Below are 25,881 nucleotides of genomic sequence, written 5' to 3'. Positions count from 1 at the left end.
CGGCCGCCAGGGCCTGTCGCACCGCTTCGCCACGGTGCTCGGCCTCGGCCACCACCAGCCAGCGCAGGCCNGGCGTCTGCGACAGCCCATCCAGGGCCTCGGCATGGCCGCTGATCACCAGCTCAAAGCGCCGACGCGCCAGCGCCGGGCCCAGCTCCGTGCGGGCGCAGGTGGACACCTGGCAGCACGGGGCCACCGCCGCCGCGATGCCCGCGCTCAGCAAGGGGCAATCGTGGCTGACCAGCGCCTGGGGTGAGGGGTGTTCCGTCATGTTGTGCTCCCTGAGCCTTGTGGGCCCGGGCATGGTGCCGCCCCGCAGGGCCCTCGGACAGCCCCGGGTGGGGGTGGCCGCGCAACCCGAAAGAGGGTCAGGGTTACCTGGGATGGACATCGCATCACACGATTGATTTCCCTCAAGCGAAGGTGGTCCAATCCATCCTCCCCACCCCACCCTCTCCCTGCGCCTTGCCTCAGCCCACCGCCCCCATCCAGGTCCTCACGGTCGACGACCATCCCCTGATGCGGGAAGGCATCGCCGCGGTGGTCGGGCGCCAGACCGACATGGTGGTGGTGGGCGAGGCCGACAACGGCGCCAAGGGCGTGGCGCTGTTCCGGCAACTGCGGCCGGACGTGACGCTGATGGACCTGCAGATGCCCGGCCTGGACGGCCTGGCGGCGATCCAGCAGATCCGGGAAGAGGCGCCGCAGGCCCGCATCCTCGTGCTGACCACCTACCAGGCCGACGCCCGCGCCTGGCAGGCCCTCAAGGCCGGGGCGGCCGGCTACCTGCTCAAGAGCGCCCTGCGCACCTGCCTGATCGATGCGATCCGCGCCGTCCATGGCGGCGGCCGCTGGATTCCCAGCGAGGTGGCGATCGAGATCGCCACCCACGCCACCGACGAGCAGCTCACCGAGCGCGAGGCCGAGGTGCTGCGGCAGGTGGCCCAGGGCCTGTCCAACCGCGAGATCGGCGAACTGCTGGCCCTGTCGGAAGAGACCATCAAGGCGCGGGTCAAGACCATCCTGTCCAAGCTCGGGGCCCGCGACCGCACCCATGCGGTGGTGATCGCGCTGCAGCGCGGCCTCATCCGCCTGTGAGCCGGCGCCAGAGGGCGCGCCCCGGCGTCGCTCCGGCGTCACCCGCCTCGCCGTAGGCCTGCTGCGCGGGCACCCACAGCACCACGCGGGTGCCGCCCTCCGTCACCGGCTCCCAGCTCAGGCGGGCGCCCAACTGGGCGGCACGCTCACGCATGCCCCGCAGCCCCCAATGCCCCGGCGCCGGCGACGGCTCGGCCGGCATGCCCCGGCCATCGTCGCTCACCGACAGGCGCAGGCCATCGGGCCGGTACGCCAGCTGCAGCACGATGTGGCGGGCCTGGGCATGGCGCAGGGCGTTCTGCACGGCCTCACGGGCCAGCATCAGCAGCTCCGTCACCGCCTCCGGACACAGCGCACGGGCCTCGCCCGTCTGCACCAGCTCGATGGCGGGCTCGGCCCGCTCGCCCCGCAGCGCCAGCGCCTGCTGCAGCAGCAGCGTGCCCAGGTTCTCACCCAGTTGGTGGATGCGCAGGGCCTGGACCTGGTCGCGGGTCTGCACCAGCAGGGCATCGGCCTGCTCCAGGGCGCGTTCCAGCCGGGCCCGCGCCGGGTGCCCCGGCGGCATCTCCTCCATGCCGGCCTGGACCTGCAGGGTCAGGCCCATCGCCCCTTGCAGCAGGTGGTCGTGCAGCTCACGGGCGATGCGCTCGCGCTCGCCCAGACGGACCTCCGCCCGCTCCTGCACGCGGCGGCCATGGGCGAGCAGGCGCCAGCGGTACACGCCCCAGCCCGCGGACAGCGCCAGCAGCAGCAGCAGCCCCTGGAAGGTCCGGGTCTGGTACCAGGCCGGCGGCACGACGAACGGCCAACGGCTGACCGGCGTCTGCCACTGCCCCGGCTCCAGGGCCTGCAGCTCGAACACATAGGCCCCGGGCGGCAGGCGGGTGTAGACCGCCTGGCGGCGGTCGCCGTCCTCCTGCCAGCTGGCGTCCAGCCCCAGCAGGCGGTGCCGGAAGCGGATGCGCTCCGGCCGGCCCGGCAGCGGGGCGGTGTAGCCGATGCGCAGCTGGCCGGTTCCGGCAGCCAGCTCGGTGGGCGCGGGCGAGCCCGGCAGTTCGTGGCCGTCCGCCACCAGGCTGGTGAGCCGGACCTGCGGCGCATGGACCGGGGCGAACAGCGTCGCCGCCGGGTCCAGCCAGTAGACGCCGCTGTTGCGGCTGAACCAGAGCCGCCCGGCGGTGTCCAGCACGGCCGAGGGCAGCTGGCGGATCTGCGGCGAGGGGCCCAGCACGCCGTCGCGCCAGTCCAGCCGGAGCGCCGGTGGACGAAAGCCCGGATCGCGGCGCCAGGCCTGGACATCGGCCGCCGCGACGCGCCAGAGCCCGGCCTCGCCGTTGAGCCACAGGTTGCCGGCCCCGTCCTGCACGATGCCCGACACGGTCCGCGGCTCGGGCCCCTCGGCCAGCTGCAGTGCGGTGAAACGGCCTTGGTCCCACAGCACCACCCCGCGCTCGCCGCCGATCCACATCGCCTGCCCCCAGGGCTGCAGGCACAGGACGATGCCCAGGTCCAGGCCGTCGCTGCGGTCGAAGACCCGTTCCTCGCCCGCCAGGCGGCGCACCACCTCGCCCGAGGCCAGGCCGCGCCAGAAGCCGCCCTGCGGGTCACGCACCACGGTCATCACGATCTCGGGGATGCCGTTGCGGCGCGCGGTGGGGGCCGGTGCATCCCAGCCCTGGCCGTTCCAGCGCCGCAGCCCGAAGCCGACCCAGGCCGCCCACAGCTGGCCCTGGGCGTCGCGGCCCAGGGTCTGCACCGGCCGCCGGGGCGGCAGATCGGCCGGCGCCGCCACGGGCGTCAGCCGCCCCTGGGCCCAGTGCCACAGGTTCGGAATGCCGCCCAGCCAGGCGCTGCCGTCGTCGTCGGTGAAGGCCACGCCGACCATCGTGCCGTCCCGCTGGACCAGGGCCGACCCGCCCGGCAGGGGCTGGGGTGGCCCTTCGGCGGTCAGGCGGGCCGGCGGCTGGCCCACCGACCCAGCCAGCACGGTGCCATCCGGCAGCGGCGCCAGGGCGCCGGTGTCGGGCCCCTGGGGCAGCGGCGCGGCCACCGCCGGTGCCGGGCGGAAGCGGTCCAGGCCGTTGACGGTGCCGAACCAGAGGGTGCCGTCGCGGTCTTCATAGGCGGACAACACGCGGTCGGCACTGAGCCCGTCGGCCCGGCCGAAACGCTGCCATCCCTGCGCCGGCAGGCCGGGCCGCGCAGGCACGCCACGCAGCAGGCCCCGGCTGGTGCTGACCCAGAAGCTGCCATCCCGGTCCACCAGCAGGGCGCCGCTGGCCACATCCAGCGTCCAGCCCCGGTGGACATCCCCCTGCGGATGCAAGCGGTCCTGCCCATCCCACACCCAGCGCCCGGTGTCCCCCAGGCGGACACGGTGCTTCGTGCCGTCGAGCGCCGGCTCCACCACGAAGCCCTCGGCCCCGGGCCGATGCGCGTACCAGCGCCGGTCCGGCCCGCTCACCCACAAGGTGCCGTCCGGATCCAGGCTCAGGCTGTCCACAAAGCGCTCGTCCAGCCCCTGGGCCGATCCCTGCGACACCCAGCGCGCCCCGCGCAGCACGAACAGGCCGCGGCTGGTGCCGGCCCAGACCTGGCCCTGGCGATCGGGCTGCACATCGAACACCGTGCCCACCGGCAGGCCCTGCTCCAGGCCGTACCAGCGGGCGCTGGCCACGTCGCCGTCGGGCAGCCGCATCACCCCGCCCAGGCGAAAGCCGATCCACAGCGCGCCGTCCGGGCCCACGGTCAGCGAGGCGATGTTCTGCGACAAGCCCAGGCCGCCGCCATGGGGAAAGAGGTCCACCCGCTCGAAAGACAGACCGTCGAAGCGGTAGAGCCCGGCGGCCGTGCCCAGCCAGAGAAAGCCGTCCGCCGTCTGGGCGATGGCCGAGATCTCGGTGGGCGCGCCATCGCGCGCGATCCAGGCGGTGTGGTGCAGCTGGTCGATGCGGCGGTCCAGCGCCAGAGCCCGGGCCGGGGTGCCGGGCCAGGCCAGCAGGACGGTCAGGAGCAGCAGCAGCCAGAGCGGGCGAACGGGCATCGACAGAGGGCGGGGCTGCGGGGGTGACGGGATTATGGCGGCCGCCTGTCCGGCGGAGCTAGCTCCAATGGGAGAGGCGCGGCTCTCCCATCGGCGGCTGTCGGCCAGGGCGGAGCGTTCCTAGCATGGGGCTCCCCCCCACACACACCGGCCTGCCCCTCAGGCAACCGCCATGCCCCCCACCACCACACCCGACCCCAGCGACCCGCAGCGCCGAGAGGCCCTGCGGCGCAGTGGCCAGCTGGCCCTGGCCACCGGCCTGGCTGCGGCCTGGCCCCTGACGGCCGGCGCGGCCGGCACGCCACCGGCCGCACATCCCGCCCACCCCCACCCCGGAGCCACCATGAACTTCGTCACCACTGCCGACGGCACCCAGATCTTCTACAAGGACTGGGGCCCCAAGACCGCCCAGCCCATCGTCTTCCACCACGGCTGGCCGCTGTCCAGCGACGACTGGGACGCGCAGATGCTGTTCTTCGTCCAGCGCGGCTTCCGCGTGGTGGCGCACGATCGCCGCGGCCACGGCCGCTCGGCCCAGGTCAGCGAAGGCCATGACATGGACCACTACGCGGCCGACGCCTTCGCGGTGGTCGAGCACCTGAACCTGCGCAATGCCGTGCACATCGGCCACAGCACCGGCGGTGGCGAGGTGGCCCGCTACGTGGCCAGGCATGGCCAGCCAGCCGGCCGCGTGGCCAAGGCCGTGCTGGTGGCCGCCGTGCCGCCCATCATGCTCAAGACCGCGTCCAACCCCGAGGGCCTGCCGATGGAGGTCTTCGACGGCTTCCGCAAGGGCGTGGCCGACAACCGCGCGCAGTTCTTCCACGACGTGCCCGCCGGCCCCTTCTACGGCTTCAACCGCCCCGGCGTCACCCCGCTGCCGGGTGTGATCGACAACTGGTGGCGCCAGGGAATGATGGGCAGCGCCAAGGCCCATTACGACGGCATCAAGGCCTTCTCGGAAACCGACCAGACCGAGGACCTCAAGACCATCACCGTGCCCACGCTGGTGATGCACGGCGACGACGACCAGGTCGTGCCCATCCACGACGCCGCGCTCAAGGCCATCAAGCTGCTCCAGCGCGGCACGCTCAAGGTCTACCCCGGCCTGTCGCACGGCATGTTGACGGTCAACGCCGCCCAGCTTAACGCCGACCTGCTCGCCTTCATCCAGGGCTGAGGCCCTCCCCTCCCATTGAAAGGACCGACCATGACCCCCACCGCCATTGCTGCCCCCGGCGCCAAGCTGCTCAAGCCCACCGACCACACGCTGATCCTGATCGACTTCCAGTCGCAGATGGCCTTTGCCACGCACTCGATCTCGGCCATCGAGCTGCGCACCAATGCCTCGCTGATCGCCCAGGCCGCCTCGGGCTTCGGTGTCTCCACCATCCTCACCACGGTGGCCGAGAAGAGCTTCTCCGGCCCCATGTTCGACGAGATCACCGCCCCCTTCCCCGGCCAGAAAATGCTGGACCGCACCTCGATGAACACCTGGGAGGACACGGCGGTGATCGCCGAGGTCAACCGCATCGGCAAGAAGCGCATCGTGCTGGCCGGCCTGTGGACGGGCGTGTGCATCGTCGGCCCGGCCCTGTCGGCCCTGGACCAGGGCTTCGAGGTCTATGTCATCGCCGACGCCTGCGGTGATGTCTCGCCCGAAGCCCACCAGCGCGCGATGGACCGCATGGTGCAGGCCGGCGCCCAGCCCATGACCTCCCTGCAGTACCTGCTGGAGCTGCAGCGCGACTGGGCCCGCGGCGAGACCTACGAGCTGACCACCGGCATCGCCAAGAAGGTGGGCGGCGCCTACGGCATCGGCATCAACTACGCCAAGACCATGTTCGGCGCCCACGAGGGCTGACCCCCGGAGGCCGGCCATGAAGCCCTACCTGCTGTCGGCCGCGGCCGGCCTGCTTGTCGGCGTGATCTACGCCCTGCTCAACGTGCGCTCGCCGGCCCCGCCGGTGATCGCCCTGGTCGGCCTGCTGGGCATCCTGGCCGGCGAGCAGATCCCGCCCCTGGTGCGGCACCTGATGTCCCGCCCGACCGGCGTGAGCTGGTTGCAGCAGCAGGTCCGACCCCATATGTTCGGGGCGCTGCCCGGCTGCGACCCGTCCGAGCCGACGCCCCCTGTCACCTTGGCCCGCCAGGAGACCCCCGATGACTGAATCCCAGCTGCCCGAGCTGATCCTCCACCACGGCCGCTTCACCACGCTGGACCGCGCCCGCCCCCAGGCCAGCGCGGTGGCGGTGCGCGAGGGCCGCTTCACCCACGTCGGCAGTGACGCCGAGATCCTGGCCCTGGCCGGCCCCGCCACGCGGGTGATCGACCTGCGCGGCCGCACGGTGCTGCCGGGCCTGATCGACAACCACCTGCACATCATCCGCGGCGGGCTGAACTACAACCTGGAGCTGCGCTGGGACGGCGTGCGCAGCCTGGCCGACGCGATGGCCATGCTCAAGGCCCAGGTCGCCGTCACCCCGGCCCCGCAATGGGTGCGGGTGGTGGGCGGCTTCACCGAACACCAGTTCGCCGAGAAGCGCCTGCCCACGCTGGAGGAGATCAACGCGGTCGCGCCCGACACGCCGGTCTTCATCCTGCACCTCTACGACCGCGCCCTGCTCAATGCCGCCGCGCTGCGGGTGGTGGGCTATGACCGCGACACCCCGGCGCCCCCCGGCGGCGAGATCGTGCGCGACAGCGCCGGCCACCCCACCGGCCTGCTGCTGGCCAAGCCCAATGCCGCCATCCTCTACGCCACGCTGGCCAAGGGCCCGCGCCTGCCGCCGGAGTACCAGCTCAACAGCACGCGCCACTTCATGCGCGAGCTCAACCGCCTGGGCGTGACCGGCGCCATCGACGCCGGCGGCGGCTTCCAGAACTACCCCGAGGACTACCAGATCATCCAGCAGCTGGCCGACGCCGGACAACTGACGATCCGCCTGGCCTACAACCTCTTCACCCAGAAGGCCGGGCAGGAGAAGCAGGACTTCCTGAACTGGGCCGGCACGGTCAAGTACAAGCAGGGCGACGAGTACTTCCGCCACAACGGCGCGGGCGAGATGCTGGTCTTCTCGGCGGCCGATTTCGAGGACTTCCGCCAGCCCCGGCCCGACATGCCCGAGCGCATGGAGCAGGACCTGGAGGCGGTGGTGCACATCCTGGCGCAGAACCGCTGGCCCTGGCGCATGCACGCCACCTACGACGAGACCATCAGCCGGGCGCTGGACGTGTTCGAGAAGGTCCACCGCGAGGTGCCGCTGGACGGGCTGAACTGGTTCTTCGACCACGCCGAGACCATCTCCGAGCGCTCGATGGACCGCATCGCCGCGCTGGGCGGCGGCGTGGCGGTGCAGCACCGCATGGCCTACCAGGGCGAGTATTTCGTCGAGCGCTACGGCGCCCGCGCCGCCGAGGCCACGCCGCCGGTGGCCCGCATGCTGGAGAAGGGCCTGCACGTCTCGGCCGGCACCGACGCCACCCGGGTGGCCAGCTACAACCCCTGGGTCTCGCTGTCCTGGCTGATCACCGGCAAGACGGTCGGCGGCCTGCAGCTCACCCCGCAGCGCCATTGCCTGGACCGCGAGACCGCGCTGCGCATGTGGACCGAGAACGTGACCTGGTTCTCCAACGAGGTCGGCATCAAGGGCCGCATCCAGGCCGGCCAGCTGGCCGATCTGGTGGTGCCCGACCGCGACTTCTTCGGCTGCCCGGAAAGCGACATCGCCGACACCACGGCCCTGCTGACCCTGGTCGGCGGCCGGGTGGTCTGGGCAGCCGGCGAGTTCGCCCCGCTGGACGAGGCCCCGCCGCCGCCCATGCCGGACTGGTCGCCGGTGCGGCGCTTCGGCGGCTACGGTGCCTGGGGCCGCGAAGGGGCCGGGAGCGGCGCCCCGCCCTTGCAGGCGGCCATGCGCCGGGCGGCCGCGGCCTGCGGCTGCGCCAGTGCCTGCCAGGTGCATGGCCACGCCCATGCCCAGGCCTGGGCCGGCAGCATTCCGGCCGATGACCTGACCTCTTTCTGGGGAGCCTTGGGATGCGCATGCTGGGCCCTGTGAACACCGTCACCCCCACCACCCCGTCCGAGCCCGCCTGGCTCGGCCCGCTGCGCTGGCTGGGCCTGCTGGCCCTGTGCGCGGCCTATCTGCAGGGCGGGCTGACCAAGGCCTGGGACCTGTCGGCCGCCACCGCCGAAATGGCCCACTTCGGCCTGCAGCCGGCCGGCCCCATGGCCCTGGCGGTGATCGTCTTCGAGCTGGCCGCGTCGCTGGCGGTGCTCACCGGCTGGCAGCGCGCCCCCGCCGCGCTGGCGCTGGGGGCCTTCACCCTGGCCGCCAGCGTCATCGCGAACCCCTTCTGGAGCGTGCCGGCCGACAGCCGGGCGCCGCTGCTCAATGCCTTCATGGAGCACCTGGGTCTGGCCGGGGCCTGGGGGATGGTGGCGCTGGCCAGCCTGCGCCACCGTCAGGGGCCATGATGGGGACACCGGGCCGCGAGCCCACCGCGGGCAACGCGCTGGGCCCGCTGAAGGTGCCCGTGTTCCGCCTGCTCTGGGTGGCCACCATCCTGGGCAATGTGGGCACCTTCGTGCGGGACGTGGCCAGCGCCTGGCTGGCCACCGACCTGGGGGGTGACGCGGTGGCCGTGGCCGCGGTGCAGGCCGCCGCGACCCTGCCCATCTGCCTGCTGGCCATCCCGGCCGGCGTGCTGTCCGACACCCTGGACCGCCGCCGCCTGCTGATGGCCGTGCAGCTCTTCCTGGCCGTCGTGACCCTGGCCCTGCTGGGCCTGGCATGGCACCGGGACCTGGGGCTGACCAGCCTGGTGGCCCTGAGCTTTCTGGGCGGGGCCGGCGCGGCGCTGATGGCGCCGGCCTGGCAGGCCATCGTGCCCGAGCTGGTGGGTCGGCCACTGCTGCGCGAGGCGGTGGCGCTGAACTCGCTGGCCCTGAACGTCTCACGCTCGATCGGCCCGGCCCTGGGCGGCTTGCTGGTGGCCGTGGCGGGCGCCGTGTCGGCTTACGGCGTGCATGTGCTGAGCAGCCTGGCCGTGCTGGCGGCCCTGCAGCGCTGGCGCCGCAGCGCGCCGGAACAGCCCATGGGCAGCGAGCCCTTCGGCAGTGCGCTGGCCGCCGGGCTGCGCTTTGCCCTGGCCAGCCCCGGCCTGCGGCGGCTGTTGTGGCTGGCCGGCCTGTACTTCGGCCTGGCCAGCGCCATCTGGACCCTGCTGCCGCTGCTGGTGCGCGAGCGCTGGCACGGCGGCGCCGGCCTCTACGGCCTGCTGCTGGGGGCGGTGGGCCTGGGCGCTGTCTGCTGTGCCCTGCTGCTGCCCCGGTTGCGCGCCCGGCTGGGCGCCAACGGCCTGCTGCTGAGCGCCATCGCGCTGACCGGTGCCACCGTGGTGGGTCTGAGCGTGGCGCCCACCGCCCTGCTGGCCGCCCCGCTGCTGTGGCTGCTGGGCTGGGGCTGGATCGCGGTGCTGACCACCTTGAGCAGCGGCACCCAGGCCGAGCTGCCCGACTGGGTGCGCGGCCGCGGCCTGGCGCTGTACCTGACCGTCTTCAACGGCGCCCTGGCCCTGGGCAGCCTGGCCTGGGGCGCCGCCGCCCACGGCCACCAGCCGTCCACGGTGCTGGCCCTGAGCGGTGCGGCCCTGCTGCTGGCCACGGGGGGCCTGTGGCGGCTGGGGCCGCTGCCGACCTCCGACGCGGACCTGGCGCCGGCCGACCCCTGGCCCGAACCGGCGCTGGCCCATCCCGCCGCCCACGCCGGCCCTGTGCTGGTGCAGGTGGAGTACCGGGTGCAGCCCGCCGAACGGGCCGACTTCCTGCGGGCCCTGGCCGAGCTGGGGCGCAGCCGACGCCAGAGCGGGGCCTTCCGCTGGGGCGTGGCCGAGGACAGCGCCGCCCCCGGCACGGTGCTGGAGTGGTTCCTCGTCCCGTCCTGGGACGAACACCGGCGCCAGCACCACCGCCGCACCCAGGAGGATGCCCGGCTGCAGGCCAGCGTCCACCGCTTCCACCGGGGCACCGAGCCGCCGGCCGTGCGGCATTACCTGAACCTGCTGGACTGACCGTCCACGAGGGAGCTTTCATGGACACGCCTTTCCACCGCTTGAGCGATCTGTTCAAGCAGCTGGGCCTGCCGACCCGCCCCGCCGAGATCGAAGCCTGGATCCTCGCCCACCGGCCCCAGGCCCAGGGCTGCGCCCTGCCCGAGGCACCGGTGTGGTCGCCCGCGCAGGCCGACTTCCTGCGCCAGGCGGTGGCCGACGATGCCGACTGGGCCCTGCCGGCCGAGGCCCTGTCCGAAAGACTGTGCCGCTGAGCCCGCTGGCTGGGGACATCGGCTCCGGCCATCGGGGTCGTCGCGGCGACTTCTGATCGGCGCGGCCCGCGCGGCTTGAACGGCTTCAGGGCCGGGGCAGGCCCTGCAGCAGCTGTTGCGCGGCCTGCAGGGCCGCGGCCACCGTGGCCGAGCGCACCGCGCTGCGGTCGCCCGGCAGGTTCAGCAGACGGCTGTGCACTTCGGGCGTCCGTTCAGGTGAGCGGCAGGCCCAAGCCAGCCACACGGTGCCCACCGGCTTGCCCGGCACCGCCCCGCCCGGCCCGGCGATGCCGGTGACGGCCAGCGCCAGCTGGGCCTCGCTGTGGGCCAGGGCGCCCAGGGCCATGGCCTCGGCCACCGGCTGGCTGACGGCCCCATGGGCGGCGATCAGCTGCGCCGGCACACCCAGTTGTTCGGTCTTGGCCGCGTTGCTGTAGGTCACGAAGCCGCGGTCGAACCAGTCGCTGGAGCCGGCCACGCTGGTGCACAGCGCGGCGATCAGGCCGCCGGTGCAGCTCTCCGCCGCGGTCAGGCGCCAACCTCGGGCCCGCAGGGCCTCGCCCAGCGGCCCCAGGCCCGCCTGCAACGTGGCAGCGCCGTGCAGCAGGGTGTCGTCGTGGTCCATGCCGCGGGGCCTCAAGACAGCCACAGGGCCATGACCATCAGGGTGCACAGTGCCGCCACCAGGTCGTCGAAGAGGATGCCGAAGCCCTGGGCCCAGCCCGGGGGCTGGCCGGGCGCGGCCTTGAAGAGCCGGTCCGCCCAGCCCACCGGACCGACCTTGACCGCGTCGAACAGGCGGAACAGCACGAAGGCCGCCAGCTGCAGCCCCCAGCCGGCCGGCGTGACGATCCAGAGGATGAGCCAGAAGGCCAGCACCTCGTCCCAGACCACGCAGGACGGATCGGCCACGCGCAGGGCGCGGGCGGTGGCGGTGCAGGCCCACCAGCCGACGAAGAAGCCGGCCACCAGCACCGCGGCCCAGCCGGCCGTGTTCAGCCAGGGGTCCAGCGCGCGCCAGGCCAGCCAGGCCCACAGCGTGCCAATCGTGCCGGGCGCCACCGGCGACAGGCCGCTGCCCATGGCCAGCGAGACCCAGTGCAGCGGCGAGCGCCGCAGCAGCCAGAGCCCGGGCCGCAGCGGCGGCTGGGCGGCCGCGGCGGATTCGGCGCCGGGGCGGGTGGTCTCGGTGAGGACGCGGGCGTCGGACACCGTGTCGAGGGGGTCTTGCGGGCTCATGACTTGAAGTGGTCGAAGGCGGCCCAGCCGGCCAGGTCCAGCGGCGCGCCAGCCTCGTCGAGGGCCTGCAGGCCGGGGGCGGCGGTGATGCGGCCGATGGCCTGCACCGGCACGCCCGCCTGGGCGGCGGCGGCCTGCACGGCCGGGCCGGCGGTCTCGGGCGCGGTGAACAGCAGCTCGTAGTCGTCGCCGCCGGTCAGCAGGGCCATGCGCTGCACCGCCACCGGCTGGCGCGCCAGCAGCGGCCGGCGCGGGAAGTCGGCCAGACGCAGTTCGGCACCGACGCCGGAAGCCCGCAGCACATGGCCCAGGTCGCCCAGCAGGCCGTCGCTGACATCGATGGCCGCCGTGGCCAGGCCGCGCAGGGCCAGGCCCAGGGCCACGCGGGGCTCGGGCAGCTCCATCGCGCGGCGGGCGGCCTGGAAGTCGTCCTCGGACAGTGACAGCGTGCCGCGGAAGACCTCCAGCGCCAGCCGGGCCTCGCCCGGAAAGCCGCTGACCCACAGCACATCGCCGGCCCGGGCGCCGCTGCGGCGCAGGGCCTGACCCGGTGGCACCTCGCCCATCACGGTGAGGCCCAGGGTCAGCGGGCCGGCGGTGGTGTCGCCGCCCACCAGCTCGATGCCATGGCGCTCGGCCAGCGCCAGCAGGCCCTGAGCAAAGGGCGCCAGAAAGCGCTCGTCGGGCCGCGGCAGGGACAGGCTCAGCGTGAAAGCCAGCGGCTCGGCGCCACAGGCCGCCAGATCGCTGAGGTTGACCGCCAGGGCCTTGTGGCCCAGCCGCGCCGGGTCGACGGTGGACAGGAAGTGGCGGCCCTCCACCAACAGGTCGGTGGAGACGGCCAGCTGCATGCCGGGCCGGATGTTCAGCAGGGCGCAGTCGTCGCCCACGCCCAGCGCGGCACGCCGCACGGGGCGGCGGAAGTAACGGTCGATCAGCTCGAATTCACCCAGGGCCATGGCCCGGATTGTGGCAGCGGGGCGCTTGCGGGTCTGTGCCAGGACCGTGGCGCCAGCGCTGCGCCAATACTCATGGCCCCGGGTCCCGGGCGCCGGGGTCTGATTTTTCGCATCTCGGCACAGCCTTCTACAATCCGAGATCCATCCGGACCGACCGTGCGGCGGAGACTCGCCCTGGCCCGGACTGCATGACCACAAGGAATCCGCGATGTCCAACGCCGAAGAACGCCAAGCCCAACTCCGCCGCGCCGCGCTGGAGTACCACGAGTTTCCGACCCCGGGCAAGGTGGCCATCAGCGCGACCAAGCAGCTGATCAACCAGCGCGACCTGGCGCTGGCCTATTCGCCGGGCGTGGCCGCGGCCTGCGAGGAGATCGTCGAGGATCCGGCCAACGCCTTCCGCTACACCAGCCGGGGCAACCTGGTGGCCGTGGTGTCCAACGGCACCGCGGTGCTGGGCCTGGGCAACATCGGCCCGCTGGCCTCCAAGCCGGTGATGGAAGGCAAGGGCGTGCTGTTCAAGAAGTTCGCCGGCATCGACGTCTTCGACCTGGAGGTGGCCGAGAACGACCTGGACAAGCTGGTCGACGTGATCGCCGCGCTGGAGCCCACCTTCGGCGGCATCAACCTCGAAGACATCAAGGCGCCGGACTGCTTCTACGTCGAGCGCAAGCTGCGCGAGCGCCTGTCCATCCCCGTCTTCCACGACGACCAGCACGGCACCGCCATCGTGGTGGGCGCCGCCCTGCTCAACGGCCTGAAGGTGGTGGGCAAGGACATCAAGCAGGTCAAGCTGGTGGCCTCGGGCGCCGGCGCGGCCGCGCTGGCCTGCCTGAACCTGCTGGTCAAGCTGGGCCTGCCGCGCGAGAACATCTGGGTGACCGATCTGGCCGGCGTGGTCTACGAAGGCCGCACCGAGCTGATGGACCCGGACAAGGCGCAGTTCGCCCAGCCCACCGCGCTGCGCAGCCTGCGCGAGGCCATCGCCGGCGCGGACATCTTCCTGGGCCTGTCGGCCGGCGGGGTGCTCAAGGCCGACATGGTGGCCACGATGGCCGCCAAGCCGCTGATCTTCGCACTGGCCAACCCGACGCCGGAGATCATGCCCGAGGAGGTGAAGGCGGTGCGCGACGACGCCATCATGGCCACCGGCCGCACCGACTACCCGAACCAGGTCAACAACGTCCTGTGCTTCCCGTACATCTTCCGCGGCGCGCTGGACTGCGGCGCGCGCACCATCAATGACGAGATGGAGATCGCGGCGGTGCGGGCCATCGCCGAGCTGGCCCGGGCCGAGCAGAGCGATGTGGTGGCCTCGGCCTATGCCGGCGCCACCCTGTCCTTCGGGCCGGAATACCTGATTCCCAAGCCCTTCGACCCGCGGCTGATGATCCAGATCGCCCCGGCGGTGGCCGAGGCGGCCATGGCCTCCGGCGTGGCCACCCGGCCGATCGCCGACATGGTGGCCTACCGCGACAAGCTGCAGAGCTTCGTCTACGCCTCCGGCACGATGATGAAGCCCATCTTCTCGGTGGCCAAGAAGGCCCAGGCCAAGCGCGTGGCCTATGCCGAGGGCGAGGACCGCCGCGTGCTGCGCGCCGTGCAGGTGGTGGCCGACGAGGGCCTGGCCCGCCCGGTGCTGGTGGGCCGCGCCAGCATCATCCGCAGCCGCATCGAGAAGCTGGGCCTGCGCCTGGAGGAAGGGCGTGACTACGAGATCGTCAACATCGACGACGACCGCCGCTACCGCGACTTCTGGCAGACCTACCACCAGATGATGGAGCGCAAGGGCGTGACCGAGCAGTTCGCCAAGATCGAGATGCGCCGTCGCCTGACGCTGATCTCGAGCATGCTGCTGCACAAGGGCGAGGTCGACGGCATGATCTGCGGCACCTGGGGCACCACCGCGATGCACCTGGCCCACATCGAGTCGGTCATCGGCCGGCGCGAAGGCGTGAAGAACTTCGCCTGCATGAACGGGCTGGTGCTGCCCGATCGCCAGATCTTCCTGGTGGACACCCACGTCAACTACGACCCCACGGCCGAGCAACTCGCCGAGATCACCATCCTGGCCGCCGAGGAGATCCGGCGCTTCGGCCTGCAGCCCAAGGCGGCCCTGCTCTCGCACAGCAGCTTCGGCAGCAGCAACCAGCCCTCGGCGGTGAAGATGCGCGACACGCTGGCCCTGGTGCAGCAGCAGGCCCCCTGGCTGGAGATCGACGGCGAGATGCACGGCGACGCCGCGCTGGACGCGGCCTACCGCGCCGAGCTGATGCCGCGCAGCACCCTCAAGGGCGAGGCCAACCTGCTGGTGCTGCCCAACATCGACGCCGCCAACATCAGCTACAACCTGCTGAAGACGGCCGCGGGCGGCGGCATCGCCATCGGGCCGGTGCTGCTGGGCGCGGCCCAGCCGGTGCACATCCTGACGCCCTCGGCCACCGTGCGGCGCATCGTCAACATGACGGCCCTGACCGTGGCGGACGCCAACGCCGCCCGCTGACAGCCCCAGAGATCGGGGCTTAGCACAAAAGCGAGCCCATACTCACAAAACCCTCCGCTGCACGATTTTCGTGCAGCGGACTTGTGGTATTTCTGCCAATCGGCTAGCATGACGGTTTAGGCTTTCTGGGTAAACCCGTGGTTTCGTCCGGTCCGGTCTCGGTGGAGCAGTCGGTGGATCCGTCCTTCGACGCGAAGAGGCTGGCCGTGTGTGCCGGGCACCGCGCCAAGCACCATGCCAAGCGCACGCTGACCGCCCTGACAACCGGTGTTGCGTTGGCCTGGCTCGTGGCGCTGTCGGGTCTGGCCCTGCCGGAAGCGACCGCCTGGGCCCGCGAATCCAGCACCGCCGCAACCGTCACTCTGCCCACCGTGGCGCTGGCCGACCTGCCGCCTCAGGCGCAGGCCACCGAGCGGCTGGTGCGCTCGGGCGGCCCCTTCCCCCACGAGAAGGACGGCATCGTGTTTGGCAACCGCGAGCGTCTGCTGCCCCGCCAGACCCGAGGCTACTACCGCGAATACACCGTGCCCACGCCGGGTGCGCGGGACCGCGGTGCGCGACGTCTGGTGTGTGGCGGACGTCAACCACGGAACCCTGACGCCTGTTTTTATACAGATGACCATTACGCCAGCTTTCGTCGCGTGCTGCCCTGAGCCGCGAAGCAAGAGGGCCTGAACTTTTTGACCAGAGGAGGAACGCGACCATGCTGCTGCAGTCAGTCCGTCCCAACATCGTGCAGGCGATACGCGCCTATCGGGTCGACGACCTGATGCGCGCGGCCCAGGAATCGGGCCAGCACTTTCTGTTCGCCAATCTGACCGATGCCCAGTCCAAGCAGGACGTGCTGGAGACCATCGCGACCTCGTTCCTGTTCCCCCAGCACTTCGGCAAGAACCTGGACGCGCTCTACGACTGCATGACCGACCTGGTCAACAAGTCGGGGGCCCAACCGGGCTTCGTGGTGGTGCTGGAGCACATCCCCGACAACAGCAAGTTCGACCGCGAATCGCGCGAGCAGCTGCTGGATGTGTTCCGGGATGCTGCGGACTTCTGGGCGGACCGCAAGGTCCCGTTCAGATGCTTCTATTCTTTTCAGTAGCCCGCTCCCAAGAAAACGGGTCATGGGAGCGGGCTGCTGAAACGGCCCCCACGAAGCCGGCCACCAAGGCCAGCACCAAGGCAGGCGCAAATCCCAACTTCGGCATGAACATGCCGATGATGTGCAGCGCCTTCGACACCGCGATGTGGCGCGACGCGGCCTGACGGCCAGCGACGCGCTCTTTGCCGCCTTGCAAACGGCCCGCCTCGGCGGGCCGTTTGTCTTGGTTCGCCCTCAGGCGGTGGGCAGCACCTGCGCCAGGGCGACGTATTCCGCCACCGGCACCTCTTCGGCTCGCCGTTGCAGGTCGAAGCTGCCGGCAAAGCCCTGCTCGTCCAGCCAGCGGCCCAGCGAATGACGCAGCAGCTTGCGCCGCTGCGAGAAGGCCACCTGCACCATCTGCTCGAAACGCCCCAGGTCCAGCGCCACCGGCTGCGGCCAGGGCACCATGCGCACCACGGCCGAATCGACCCGCGGCGGCGGATCGAAGGCCTCGGGCGGCACGTCCAGCAGCGACTCGATGTGGTAGCGCCACTGCAGCATCACCGACAGGCGGCCATAGGCCTTGTGACCCGGCGTGGCGGCCATGCGGTCCACCACCTCCTTCTGCAGCATGAAATGCTGGTCCTCCACCCGGTCGGCCCAGGGCAGCAGGTGAAAGAGGATGGGGCTGGAGATGTTGTAGGGCAGGTTGCCGATGACCCGCAGCGGGCCGCCCAGGCGTTCGGCCAGCGCCCCGAAGTCCACGGTCAGCACATCGGCCTCGACCACCTCGATGTCGCCCCGCTTGCGCAGACGCGCCGCGAGGTCCCGATCCAGCTCCACGACGGTCAGGTGCGCGCAGCGCGCCAGCACCGGCAGGGTCAGGGCGCCCAGGCCGGGACCGATCTCGACCAGGGGTTGGCCCGGCCGGGGGTCGATCGCGCGGACGATGTCGTCGATCAGCGCGGTGTCGGTCAGGAAGTGCTGGCCGAAGCGCTTGCGCGCGTGGTGACCGGTGCCGGCACTCACAGCGGCGGCTCGCGCATCTCGATGAAGGCGTGGCTGCGCAGCTCGTCGAGCCAGTCGTTGTAGGCCTGGGGGTACTTGCGCTCGCTCAGCGCCGCCTTGGCCTGGTCGCGCAGCTGCTCGGGGCTGACCTTGACATTGCGGCGGTCCAGCACCTGGATCAGGTGCACGCCGTAGCGCGAGACGATGGGCTGGGAGATGCCACCCTTGGACAGGGCGTTCATGGCCGTCTCGAACTCGGGCACCAGCGAGCCGGGGCTGGTCCAACCCAGGTCACCGCCGCGGGCGGCCGAGCCGTCCTCGGAATACTGGCGGGCCAGGTCCTCGAACCGGGCCTTGCCGGCCAGGATCTGGCTGCGGAACTCGGACAGGCGAAGCCGGGCTTCGTCCACCGACAGCTGGGCCGAGGGCCGCAGCAGGATGTGGCGGGCCCGCGTCTGGGTGACCTCGCCGGGATTGGACTCGGCACGCGAGAGCAGCTTGAGCAGGTGGAAGCCGGCCCCGCTGCGCAGCGGCTGCGGCGTCACGCCACCCACCGGCAGCATGCGCACGGCGTTGACGAACAGGTCGGGCAGGCGGTCCATGGGTCGGCCGCCGATCTCGCCGCCGCGTTCGTGGTTGGCGTCCTCGGACATGTCCTTGGCCACCAGCGCGAAGGGCTCACCGGCCTTGAGCCGGGCCTGGGCCTGCTCGATGCGCGCCCGCTTCTGCGCCACCACCTCGTCGCTGGCGCCCTCGGGCACCGTGACCAGGATCTGGGCGATGTTGAGCTCGACCTGCTTGGCCTGGCTGCCCCGCTGGGCGGCGAGGTAGTCCTCGATCTCGGCGTCGCTGACCTTGATGCGGCTCTGCACCTCGCGATCGCGGATGCGCTGGGCCAGGATCTGGTCGCGCAGATTGCTGCGGAAGGTGAAGAAATCCATGCCGTCGGCACGCAGCTGCGCGCGCAGCTGATCGACGGTCAGGTGGTTCATCGTGGCCACGTTCTCGACCGCGCGCTGGAGTTCGGCGTCATCCACCGTCATGCCGCTGTCGCGCGCGGCGGTGATCTGCAGCCGCTCGTTGATCAACCCGTCGATGGCCTGCTGGCGCAGGGTCTTGTCGTCGGGCACGGGCGTCTGATTGCGTTGCGCCTCGCCGGCCAGCTGCCCCATGCGCTGCTGCACCTCGATCTCGGTCACCAGCTCGTTGTTGACCACGGCCACGATGTAGTCGGCCGTGGCGGGGGCCGAGGCGGCCTTGGCCACGACGGCCTGGGCCAGCGCTGCGGCGTGCGGGAGGGCCAGGGCCGCGCTCAGGGCCAGCACGCGGAAGACAGGTCGGGAGGATGCGATCATGGGGTCTCGGAAGTGGACTGCGCGCCGGTCTTGTCGTCGCGCAGCAGCTGGTAGCCGGGGATATTGTCCTTCAGGACCTGCAGCGGGTTGGTGCCCAGGCTGGACAGGCCGGTGAGCTCCAGCTGGATCATCCAGCGCTGGGTGGTTTCGCTCTGCCCGGTGGACTGGCGCTTGTTGACCACGCGCAGGATCCAGCAACCGGCGTCATACTCGATGCCGGCCACCGAATCCGTGACCTTCTGGTCACTCATGCTGTAGTTGACCCGGCCCACGCCGTACAGCGTGCCGTGGCAGCTGCCGGACTGGCCGGTGCCCCCGCCGTGGTAGAGCGGCCACTGGAAGCCCAGCTCGAACTGTTCGCTGCTGCCGCGGGTGTAGCGGTAGGTGCCGGACACGGTCTGGAAGGGCCCCGGGTGGTAGCGGGTGGACAGGATGGTCCGCTCGGAGCTGTGGATGTCGGAGTTGTACTGCAGCAGGGTGTCCATGCTCCAGGCCGGGGTCAGCTGGCCAGAGGCGAACAGCAGCAGGTCCGACGCCCGCTTGGTGCTGGGCGTGCCGCTGGAAGTCAGCTGCTGGTCGCGGAACTGGAAGCGCTGGGCCGCACCGAAGCGCAGGCGCTCGATGCCCGACTGGTCGTCGATGAAGCGGGTGGTCGCGCCCAAGGTCACCTGGTGCTCGTCGCTGACCCGGTCCACGCCGGTGAACTCGTTGTCCTGGTAGATGGACATCGAGTTGAAGTCGCTGGCCGCGGTGTCGAAGTTGGGCAGCAGGGACTGGTCGCGGTAGGGCGTGAGCACATAGTGCAGACGCGGCTCCAGGGTCTGCGACAGGCCCGCACCGAACCACGACACATCGCGCTCGAAGCGCAGGCCGCTGTCCAGGCTCACGGTCGGGATGCTGCGGCTGGCATGCTGCCGGCCGTCCAGCATCGGCTGGTCCGTCGAATAGCTCGCGCTGTTGAGCGAGAGCTTGGGGGTGAGCCAGCCCCAGCCGCTGTCGAAACGGCGCGACAGGGAGGTGATGGCATGCACCCGGCTGCCTTCGGCGCGGTCGTCGCCGGCCGAGCGATCGGCCAGCACGAAACGGTTGGCCTCGGTCTCCAGCGAGAAGTCCAACCCCTGGGGCAGGCCCAGGTTCAGGTGCACCCCCAGCTGCGGCGCGCGCTCGTAGGGCACCGTGATGGGGTTGTCCACGTCCTGCAGCGTGCGCCAGCCCTGCACGCCGGCATACACGGTGACGTCCCCGCGGTCGAGCTGCCACTGCTTGGAGGCCTTGAAGGACTGGGACAGCAGGCGTGGCGTCAGGCTGGGCAGCATGCCCGAGAAGTCCTTCCAGTAGCGGTCGTCCGACGCGTCCTGGTAGGACCACTCGTAGTGCAGGCCATCGCCCACGGCAGCGTAATGCTCGGCCTCCACCGAATAGCGCTGGTGGCCGGTGGTGCGGTCGTAGGGCAGGTAGTGGGCCGCGATGGTGCCCTCGTCGTTGGCCCCCAGCAGGTAGCGGAACTCGCCCTGCAGCGCCGTGTCCCGCCGCGTCGACAGGATGGGGCCGAGCGTCAGGTCGTAGTTGGGCGCCAGCCGCCAGTAATAGGGTTGGGTGACGCCGAAACCGCCGCGCGAGTCGATGCTGATCGTCGGCGGCAACAGGCCCGTCTTGGCCGCGGACGTGGCCGGAAAGGTCATCACCGGCGCCGCCAGGATGGGCACCCCCAGGAAGTGCAGCACCGCGCCCTGGGCCCGGCCCTCGTTCTGGTCGAAGTCGAGGTCCAGCTGGTCCATGCGCAGCACCCAGTCGGGCTCGGAGCCGTCCTCGGGCCGGCAGCTGCTGTAGCTGGCGTCGTAGGCGTGCAGGCGCTGCGGATTGTCGAAGTCGATGCGCGAAGCCTGTCCACCGGCCTGGGTCTTGCCGAAGAAGAAGGTCGGCTGGGTCACCGTGCCGGCATTGGTGTCCAGGTGCAGCTGCGCGGCCGTACCGCTGTAGTGGTCACCCTGGTTGCTCATCTGGACATGGCCCTGGGCGATGGCCAGCTGGCTGGGCTGCAGGTAGCGCAGGTGGTCGGCCGTGAGCTGCAGGCCGCCCCGGCGCAGATCGACCTCGCCATCGGCCACGCTCTCGCCATCGAGCACGCTGGTGACGTGGCGCGCGATCAGCTGGGCCGGTCCGGTGGCCAAGCCATTGGCCGTCAGGGCGCCGAAGGGGGCGCTGGCGGCCGGATCCGGCGCTGGCGTGGGCGGCACCGGGATGGCGGCGCCCGACTGGGCCCAGCCGGGCAGCATCCCACCGCCCAGCAGACCCGCTGCCGCCAGGTGCAGGCACAGGCAGCGCAGGGACGGGCGCGGGCGGGTAGAAGAAAAATGGGACTGGCGCAATTCGCGGACTCGCGGCCGCCCGGGCACGGACCGGTGACCGGCGCAGCGGCACGCTGCACCCCGGGCCCCACCCATGGAGGGCGTCATTAGAATCCGCGGATTATCCATGAGGCCCGCCCTGGCCGGCCCGGCGGCGGGCACGGTGCCCATGCCTGCCTCCCACGCCCCTTCCTCTTCTGCCATCGCCTGGGCCGATCCGGCCCGCGAAGCCGCCTTCCAGGCCTGGCTGACGCCCCTGGTGGCCCGCCACGGCCTGCAGCCCGAGACCCTGGCCCCGGCCTCGGCCGACGCGAGCTTTCGCCGCTACTTCCGCCTCCAGTCCGCCCAGGGCCCGCGCATCGTCATGGACGCCCCGCCGCCCCAGGAGGACGTGCGCCCCTTCCTGCACGTGGCCGGCCTGATCCAGGCCGCCGGCCTGCACGGCCCGCAGATCCTCGAAGCCGACGCCGAGCAGGGCTTTCTGCTGCTGACCGACCTGGGCAGCACCCTTTACCTGGACGCGGTGCAGGCCGAGGGCGGTGCCCAGGCCGAGCGACTGATGCGCGAGGCCGTGGCCGCCCTGGTGCAGTGGCAGGCCAAGGTGGACGCCAGCAGCCTGCCGCCCTATGACGACGCGCTGCTGCGCCGCGAACTGGCCCTGTTCCCCGAGTGGTGCGTGCAGCGCGAGTACGGCGTCACCTGGACGGCCGAGCAGCAGGCCCGCTGGCAGCAACTCTGCGACCGGCTGGTGGCCAGTGCGCTGGCCCAGCCCACCGTGGCCGTGCACCGCGACTGGATGCCGCGCAACCTGATGGTGACCGAACCCAACCCGGGCATCCTGGACTTCCAGGACGCGGTGCGCGGCCCGATCAGCTACGACGTGGCCTCGCTGCTGCGCGATGCGTTTCTCTCGTGGGACGAGGAACGCGAGCTGGACTGGGCGGTGCGCTACTGGGACGCCGCCCGCAAGGCCGGCCTGCCGGTGGATGCCGACTTCGGCGAGTTCTGGCGCCAGCTGGAATGGATGGGCCTGCAGCGCCACCTGAAGGTGCTGGGCATCTTCTGCCGCCTCAAGCACCGTGACGGCAAGCCCAAGTACAGCGCGGACCTGCCGCGCTTCTTCCACTACGTGGTGCGGGTGGCCAACCGCTATGTCGAACTCAAGCCGCTGATCCCGCTGATCGAGACCCTCACCGGCCCGCTGACGACGACGGCCTTCAGCCTGCGCTGAAGACCGCCGCGCCGCGCACCGTCAAGGGTGGGCGGCAATCACCTCGGCCACCGCGGCGGTGAGCTTGGTGCCGTAGCCGATGTGCAGGAACTCGTTGGGCCCGTGGGCATTGCTCTTGGGGCCCAGCACGCCGCAGACCATCATCTGCGCCTTCGGGAAGCCCTGCTGCAGCAGGTTCATCAGCGGGATGGTGCCGCCCTGGCCGATGTAGCCCAGCGGCGCACCGAAGTGGCTGCGCGAGGCCCGGTCCATCGCGGTTTCCAGCCAGGGCGCCAGCTCCGGCGCGTTCCAGCCGCTGGCGCCCCAGTTGCCCACCCGGCCATCGGGCTCGAAGGTCACCTTGGCGTTGTAGGGCGCGTTGTCCTCCAGCAGGGCCTTGAGCTGCACCGCGGCCTCGTGGCCTTCCACCAGCGGCGGCAGGCGCAGGCTGAGCTTGAAGGCGGTGTAGGGCCGCAGCACATTGCCGGCGCTGGCCAGGGCCGGCATGCCGTCCACCCCGGTGACCGACAGCGTGGGCCGCCAGGTGCGGTTGAGCAGGGCCTCGGTGGCGTCGGTGGTGGTGGGCAGGGTCAGGCCGCCATCGGCGCCGCAGGCCCAGGGGAAGGTCTTCCAGGCCGCATCGCCCAGGATGGCCGCGGCCGCCTCGGCCTGGGCCCGGCGCGCCGCCGGGATCTCGCAGTGGAAGACCGCCGGCAGCAGGGTGCCGGTCTTCGAATCCTCCAGCCGGTCCAGCACCTGGCGCAGGATGCGGAAGCTCGAGGGCACCAGGCCGCTGGCATCGCCCGAGTGCACGCCCTCGGTCAGGATCTCGACCTTGAGCGCGCCGGTGATGTTGCCGCGCAGGCTGGTGGTCAGCCAGAGCTGGTCGTAGTTGCCCGCGCCCGAATCCAGGCAGACCACCAGGCTCACGTCGCCCAGGCGGGCCTTGAGCTTGTCGAGGTAGAAGGGCAGGTCACCGGAGCCGGATTCCTCGCAGGTCTCGATCAGGCCGACGATGCGCGGGTGGGCCACGTTCTGGGCCTTCAGAGCCTCAATGGCGCTGATGGCGGCATAGATGGCGTAACCGTCGTCGGCACCGCCGCGGCCGTAGAGCTTGCCGTTCTCCAGCTTGGGTGTCCAGGGGCCCAGGTCGGCACGCCAGCCGTTGAACTCGGGCTGCTTGTCCAGGTGGCCGTAGACCAGCACGGTCTGGCTGCTGTCGGCCTTGGTGGCGGGCAGTTCGAAGAAGATCACCGGCGTGCGGTCGCCCTCGCGCACCACTTCCAGCGTCAGGCCGGGGCACCTTGCGGCCTTCGACCCACTGGGCCGCGTCGCGCACCACCCGGTCGATCAGGCCGTGCTCGCGCCACTGCGGGTCGAACATCGGGCTCTTGGCCGGGACGGCGATGTAGTCGGACAACTGGGGAACGATGCGCTCGTTCCAGGCTGCGGTGACGTCACGATCCAGTTGTGCCGAATCGAGGCCGGGCAGCTTGTCGGGGGCGTTCATGGTGGGAAGGCTCCGGGAGAAGAAAAAGGGGTCAGGAGGGCGATTGTGCGCCGCCCTCCGCCCCCTTGTCAGGCGGACTCACAGCCCCTGGAAGAAGTCCCAGATCACGTCGTTGGCGCGGATGGCCTGCGACGGCCCCTCCTTGCCCGGTGCGCTCTTGGTGGTGCCGGGCCAGGAATGGCCACCGGTGTCGGTCACGCACAGCTGCACCTGCACGCCGCCGGCGCAGCCGGTGTAGCGCTCGCAGCTGGCGCCGGGGCGGGACAGCACGTTGCGCGGCGTGGCGCTGCAGCGGTCGCGGCCGACCCAGCGGCGGATGGTCTCCGGCACCGAGGTGAAGTCGGTCACCTTGGACTCGTCGCGAAAGCCCCCGGCCCCGCCGTTGAACAGCACGTGCGGGTCGTCCTTGGCGTGGATGTGCAGCACCGCGATCGGCCGCGACGGCGAACAGCTGCTGGTGTTGTCGGTGCCGGCCACCGAGGCGATGGCGCGGAACACATCGGCCGCCTCGCAGGCCAGGCGCTGGGCCATCATGCCGCCGTTGGACATGCCGGTGGCATAGATGCGCTGGCGGTCGATGGGCAGCATGCCCTGGACCTGGCCCACCACGGTGCGGATGAAGCCCACGTCGTCCACACCCTCGTCGCGCGCGGCGCCGCAGCAGCGGCCCGCGTTCCAGGTGGCCAGCGCCCCGCTGGAGATCTTGCTGATGCCGTTGGGGAAGACCACCACGAAACCGTGCTGCTCCGAGGCGCTGACCAGGCCGTAGTTGCCGTCATCGGCCATCATGCGGGCGCTGCCCCCGCCCCCGTGCAGGGCCACCAGCAGCGGCAGGGGCTGGCCGCCCTGCACCGCGCGCGGCACGTGCAGCAGGTAGCTGCGCTGGCGCCCACCCACGCTCAGCGTGAAGCGGTGGTCGCCGGGCGTGGTGATGGCCTGCCCGCTGGCCGTCTCGGCCGGTGGCAGCTTGGCCTCGTCGCGCCCGGCCTTGCGTTCCAGCCAGCGCTCGATCAGGCGCTGTCGCAGCGTGCCGCCCTGGCCGGCGTCCTGGGCCTGCGCCACCGGGGCGCCGATGGACAGGGACAGCAGCAGGCACAGGACGCCCAGGGGTCGGGACAGGGAAGGCATGCGGTCTCCGGGAGCAGGGAACGTCGGACAGGGACGCGGCCCGGACGGGCGCCGCACGCGATGGCGCTGATGCTAGCGCGTCCGCCAGAGTTCCTCAGACAACACCGCGTTTGCCTTCCCTTGCCGGACTTTGCAAAGCGTGAAGCGAGGGAAAACGCCAGCTTGCACAGCCGACCGAGCATGGTCTCCAAGCGCATCACCCGCGCTGCGACTTCGAAAGGAACAACCATGACCGTCTCGATCCGCCATACCGTCTCTGCCGCCCTGTTGGCCGCGGCCGCCCTGGGCAGCGTTGGTGCCCATGCCGAAGGTCTGTACGTCGGTGGCAGCGTCGGCTCGCCCGACTGGCGCTCGCCCGTCAACGGCCTGGCCGGCAACGACCACAACGCCACCGTCAATGTGTATGGGGGCTACTCGCTGAGCCCCAACCTGGCGCTGGAGCTGGGCTACATGACCCTGGGCCACCAGAGCAGCGACCTCAGCGAGGTCAAGGGCCACGGCGGCTACCTCGACGTGGTGGGCACGCTGCCCATCGGCGCGAGCAACTTCTCGCTGCTGGGCCGTGCCGGCTATGACCGCGCGTCCATCATGACGAACACCGGCAGTGACAACGGCGGCGGCCTGAACTTCGGTGCCGGCCTGCAGTACGACCTGAGCCGCAATGTGGCCCTGCGCGCCGAGGTGACCCGCTACCGCTTCAACACCTTCGGCACCACCAACGTCAACGACCAGTACACGGTGGGCGTGAAGTACGGCTTCTGAGGCCAGGGGGGAGGGGCCGCCACAATGCGGCCCATGACAGCCTCTCCTCCGACCCTCAACCTGGTGGGTGCCGGCCGCGTGGGCCGCACCCTGGCCGCACTCTGGCAGGCCGCCGGCGTGTTCAGGCTGGGCGACGTGCTGACGCGCAGCCCCGACAGTGCCCAGGCGGCCGTGGCCGCCCTGGGCGCGGGCCGGCCGGTGAGCGAGCCGGCGGCCATGCGTCCGGCCGAGGTCTGGCTGCTGGCCACGCCCGACGGCGCGCTGGCGGACACCGCGCACGCCTGGGCAAGGCGGGCCTGACGCCGGC

Annotated in this window: 23 protein-coding genes and 1 pseudogene; 14 read left to right on the top strand and 10 right to left on the bottom strand. The window is 71.5% G+C overall.

Annotation, left to right across the window (positions count from 1 at the left end):
- The first annotated feature begins 465 nt into the window (after positions 1–465).
- Entirely contained in the window at positions 466–1,098 is a 633-nt protein-coding gene (locus I73_RS10390; protein ID WP_022980545.1) for a response regulator transcription factor, read from the top strand.
- Here the strand turns inward: I73_RS10390 and I73_RS10385 are convergent.
- Positions 1,085–4,141, bottom strand: a complete 3,057-nt coding sequence (locus I73_RS10385; protein ID WP_022980544.1) for a sensor histidine kinase — start codon at positions 4,139–4,141, stop codon at positions 1,085–1,087. The genes I73_RS10390 and I73_RS10385 overlap by 14 nt on opposite strands.
- Positions 4,142–4,484: 343 nt before the next feature.
- Between I73_RS10385 and I73_RS10380 the strand changes: the two genes are divergently transcribed.
- Genes I73_RS10380 through I73_RS10350 form a run of 7 tightly spaced genes read left to right on the top strand, consistent with a single transcriptional unit; the run spans position 4,485 to position 10,471 of the window.
- On the top strand, positions 4,485–5,321 hold the full coding sequence (locus tag I73_RS10380) for an alpha/beta fold hydrolase (protein WP_026096564.1): 837 nt from the start codon (positions 4,485–4,487) through the stop codon (positions 5,319–5,321).
- A 30-nt stretch (positions 5,322–5,351) separates the two neighbouring features.
- Positions 5,352–6,005 (top strand): hydrolase, encoded by a 654-nt coding sequence (locus I73_RS10375; RefSeq protein ID WP_022980542.1) that lies wholly within the window; start codon positions 5,352–5,354, stop codon positions 6,003–6,005.
- A gap of 16 nt (positions 6,006–6,021) precedes the next feature.
- Complete coding sequence (locus tag I73_RS10370; RefSeq protein ID WP_022980541.1) at positions 6,022–6,312, top strand: XapX domain-containing protein; 291 nt, start codon at positions 6,022–6,024, stop codon at positions 6,310–6,312.
- Positions 6,305–8,203, top strand: a complete 1,899-nt coding sequence (locus I73_RS10365) for an amidohydrolase (protein ID WP_022980540.1) — start codon at positions 6,305–6,307, stop codon at positions 8,201–8,203. The genes I73_RS10370 and I73_RS10365 overlap by 8 nt, the downstream gene beginning before the upstream one ends.
- Entirely contained in the window at positions 8,182–8,622 is a 441-nt protein-coding gene (locus I73_RS10360) for a DoxX family protein (RefSeq protein ID WP_022980539.1), read from the top strand. Before I73_RS10365 ends, I73_RS10360 begins: the two co-directional genes overlap by 22 nt.
- Positions 8,619–10,217: an MFS transporter gene (locus tag I73_RS10355; protein ID WP_022980538.1), complete on the top strand. Its 1,599-nt coding sequence runs from the start codon at positions 8,619–8,621 to the stop codon at positions 10,215–10,217. The genes I73_RS10360 and I73_RS10355 overlap by 4 nt, the downstream gene beginning before the upstream one ends.
- Positions 10,218–10,237: 20 nt before the next feature.
- Positions 10,238–10,471: a DUF2789 family protein gene (locus I73_RS10350; RefSeq protein WP_022980537.1), complete on the top strand. Its 234-nt coding sequence runs from the start codon at positions 10,238–10,240 to the stop codon at positions 10,469–10,471.
- Between the two features lie 85 nt (positions 10,472–10,556).
- Here the strand turns inward: I73_RS10350 and I73_RS10345 are convergent, their stop codons facing one another.
- The 3 genes from I73_RS10345 to thiL are packed head-to-tail and all read right to left on the bottom strand — an operon-like array spanning position 10,557 to position 12,669.
- Positions 10,557–11,096, bottom strand: coding sequence for a CinA family protein (locus tag I73_RS10345; protein WP_022980536.1), 540 nt, complete (start codon positions 11,094–11,096; stop codon positions 10,557–10,559).
- Positions 11,097–11,107: 11 nt separating this feature from the next.
- A complete protein-coding gene (locus tag I73_RS10340; protein ID WP_022980535.1) occupies positions 11,108–11,710 on the bottom strand; it encodes a phosphatidylglycerophosphatase A in 603 nt (200 codons plus the stop codon).
- Entirely contained in the window at positions 11,707–12,669 is a 963-nt protein-coding gene (gene thiL / locus I73_RS10335) for a thiamine-phosphate kinase (RefSeq protein WP_022980534.1), read from the bottom strand. The genes I73_RS10340 and thiL overlap by 4 nt, the downstream gene beginning before the upstream one ends.
- A gap of 208 nt (positions 12,670–12,877) precedes the next feature.
- Between thiL and I73_RS10330 the strand changes: the two genes are divergently transcribed.
- The 3 genes from I73_RS10330 (at position 12,878) to I73_RS10320 (ending at position 16,271) form a co-directional block, all read left to right on the top strand.
- Entirely contained in the window at positions 12,878–15,172 is a 2,295-nt protein-coding gene (locus I73_RS10330) for an NADP-dependent malic enzyme (protein WP_022980533.1), read from the top strand.
- 257 nt (positions 15,173–15,429) lie between these two features.
- Positions 15,430–15,825: a ribonuclease domain-containing protein gene (locus I73_RS10325; RefSeq protein WP_374701955.1), complete on the top strand. Its 396-nt coding sequence runs from the start codon at positions 15,430–15,432 to the stop codon at positions 15,823–15,825.
- Between the two features lie 50 nt (positions 15,826–15,875).
- Positions 15,876–16,271 (top strand): barstar family protein, encoded by a 396-nt coding sequence (locus I73_RS10320; RefSeq protein WP_022980531.1) that lies wholly within the window; start codon positions 15,876–15,878, stop codon positions 16,269–16,271.
- Here the strand turns inward: I73_RS10320 and I73_RS32570 are convergent.
- From I73_RS32570 to I73_RS27275, 4 genes are read right to left on the bottom strand one after another with little or no spacing between them, the layout of a single operon-like run.
- Positions 16,246–16,467, bottom strand: a complete 222-nt coding sequence (locus I73_RS32570) for a hypothetical protein (protein WP_148289771.1) — start codon at positions 16,465–16,467, stop codon at positions 16,246–16,248. The two genes, I73_RS10320 and I73_RS32570, sit on opposite strands and share 26 nt — an antisense overlap.
- Before the next feature lie 38 nt (positions 16,468–16,505).
- The gene (gene rsmA, locus I73_RS10315) at positions 16,506–17,282 is read right to left on the bottom strand and encodes a 16S rRNA (adenine(1518)-N(6)/adenine(1519)-N(6))-dimethyltransferase RsmA (RefSeq protein WP_022980530.1); all 777 of its coding nucleotides are present in this window, start codon (positions 17,280–17,282) and stop codon (positions 16,506–16,508) included.
- The gene (locus I73_RS10310; protein WP_026096559.1) at positions 17,279–18,616 is read right to left on the bottom strand and encodes a peptidylprolyl isomerase; all 1,338 of its coding nucleotides are present in this window, start codon (positions 18,614–18,616) and stop codon (positions 17,279–17,281) included. The genes rsmA and I73_RS10310 overlap by 4 nt, the downstream gene beginning before the upstream one ends.
- Positions 18,613–20,985: an LPS-assembly protein LptD gene (locus I73_RS27275; protein ID WP_159105874.1), complete on the bottom strand. Its 2,373-nt coding sequence runs from the start codon at positions 20,983–20,985 to the stop codon at positions 18,613–18,615. The genes I73_RS10310 and I73_RS27275 overlap by 4 nt, the downstream gene beginning before the upstream one ends.
- Positions 20,986–21,133: 148 nt before the next feature.
- Between I73_RS27275 and I73_RS10300 the strand changes: the two genes are divergently transcribed.
- Positions 21,134–22,195, top strand: a complete 1,062-nt coding sequence (locus I73_RS10300) for an aminoglycoside phosphotransferase family protein (protein ID WP_083876675.1) — start codon at positions 21,134–21,136, stop codon at positions 22,193–22,195.
- Between the two features lie 21 nt (positions 22,196–22,216).
- Here the strand turns inward: I73_RS10300 and I73_RS27270 are convergent.
- Both I73_RS27270 and I73_RS10290 read right to left on the bottom strand, forming a co-directional pair.
- A pseudogene (locus I73_RS27270) lies at positions 22,217–23,684 on the bottom strand (M20/M25/M40 family metallo-hydrolase).
- A gap of 78 nt (positions 23,685–23,762) precedes the next feature.
- The gene (locus I73_RS10290) at positions 23,763–24,812 is read right to left on the bottom strand and encodes a PHB depolymerase family esterase (protein WP_022980526.1); all 1,050 of its coding nucleotides are present in this window, start codon (positions 24,810–24,812) and stop codon (positions 23,763–23,765) included.
- Positions 24,813–25,040: 228 nt separating this feature from the next.
- Between I73_RS10290 and I73_RS10285 the strand changes: the two genes are divergently transcribed.
- Complete coding sequence (locus tag I73_RS10285) at positions 25,041–25,574, top strand: outer membrane beta-barrel protein (RefSeq protein WP_022980525.1); 534 nt, start codon at positions 25,041–25,043, stop codon at positions 25,572–25,574.
- 33 nt (positions 25,575–25,607) lie between these two features.
- Entirely contained in the window at positions 25,608–25,874 is a 267-nt protein-coding gene (locus I73_RS10280; RefSeq protein WP_085944592.1) for an NAD(P)-binding domain-containing protein, read from the top strand.
- Positions 25,875–25,881 lie beyond the last annotated feature (7 nt).

It is taken from the genome of Ideonella sp. B508-1 (assembly GCF_000333615.1).
In the GTDB taxonomy this organism is placed as follows: Bacteria; Pseudomonadota; Gammaproteobacteria; order Burkholderiales; family Burkholderiaceae_C; genus Ideonella.
Note: the sequence above shows the minus strand (reverse complement) of the source record. Positions and strands in the feature narration are given on the sequence as shown.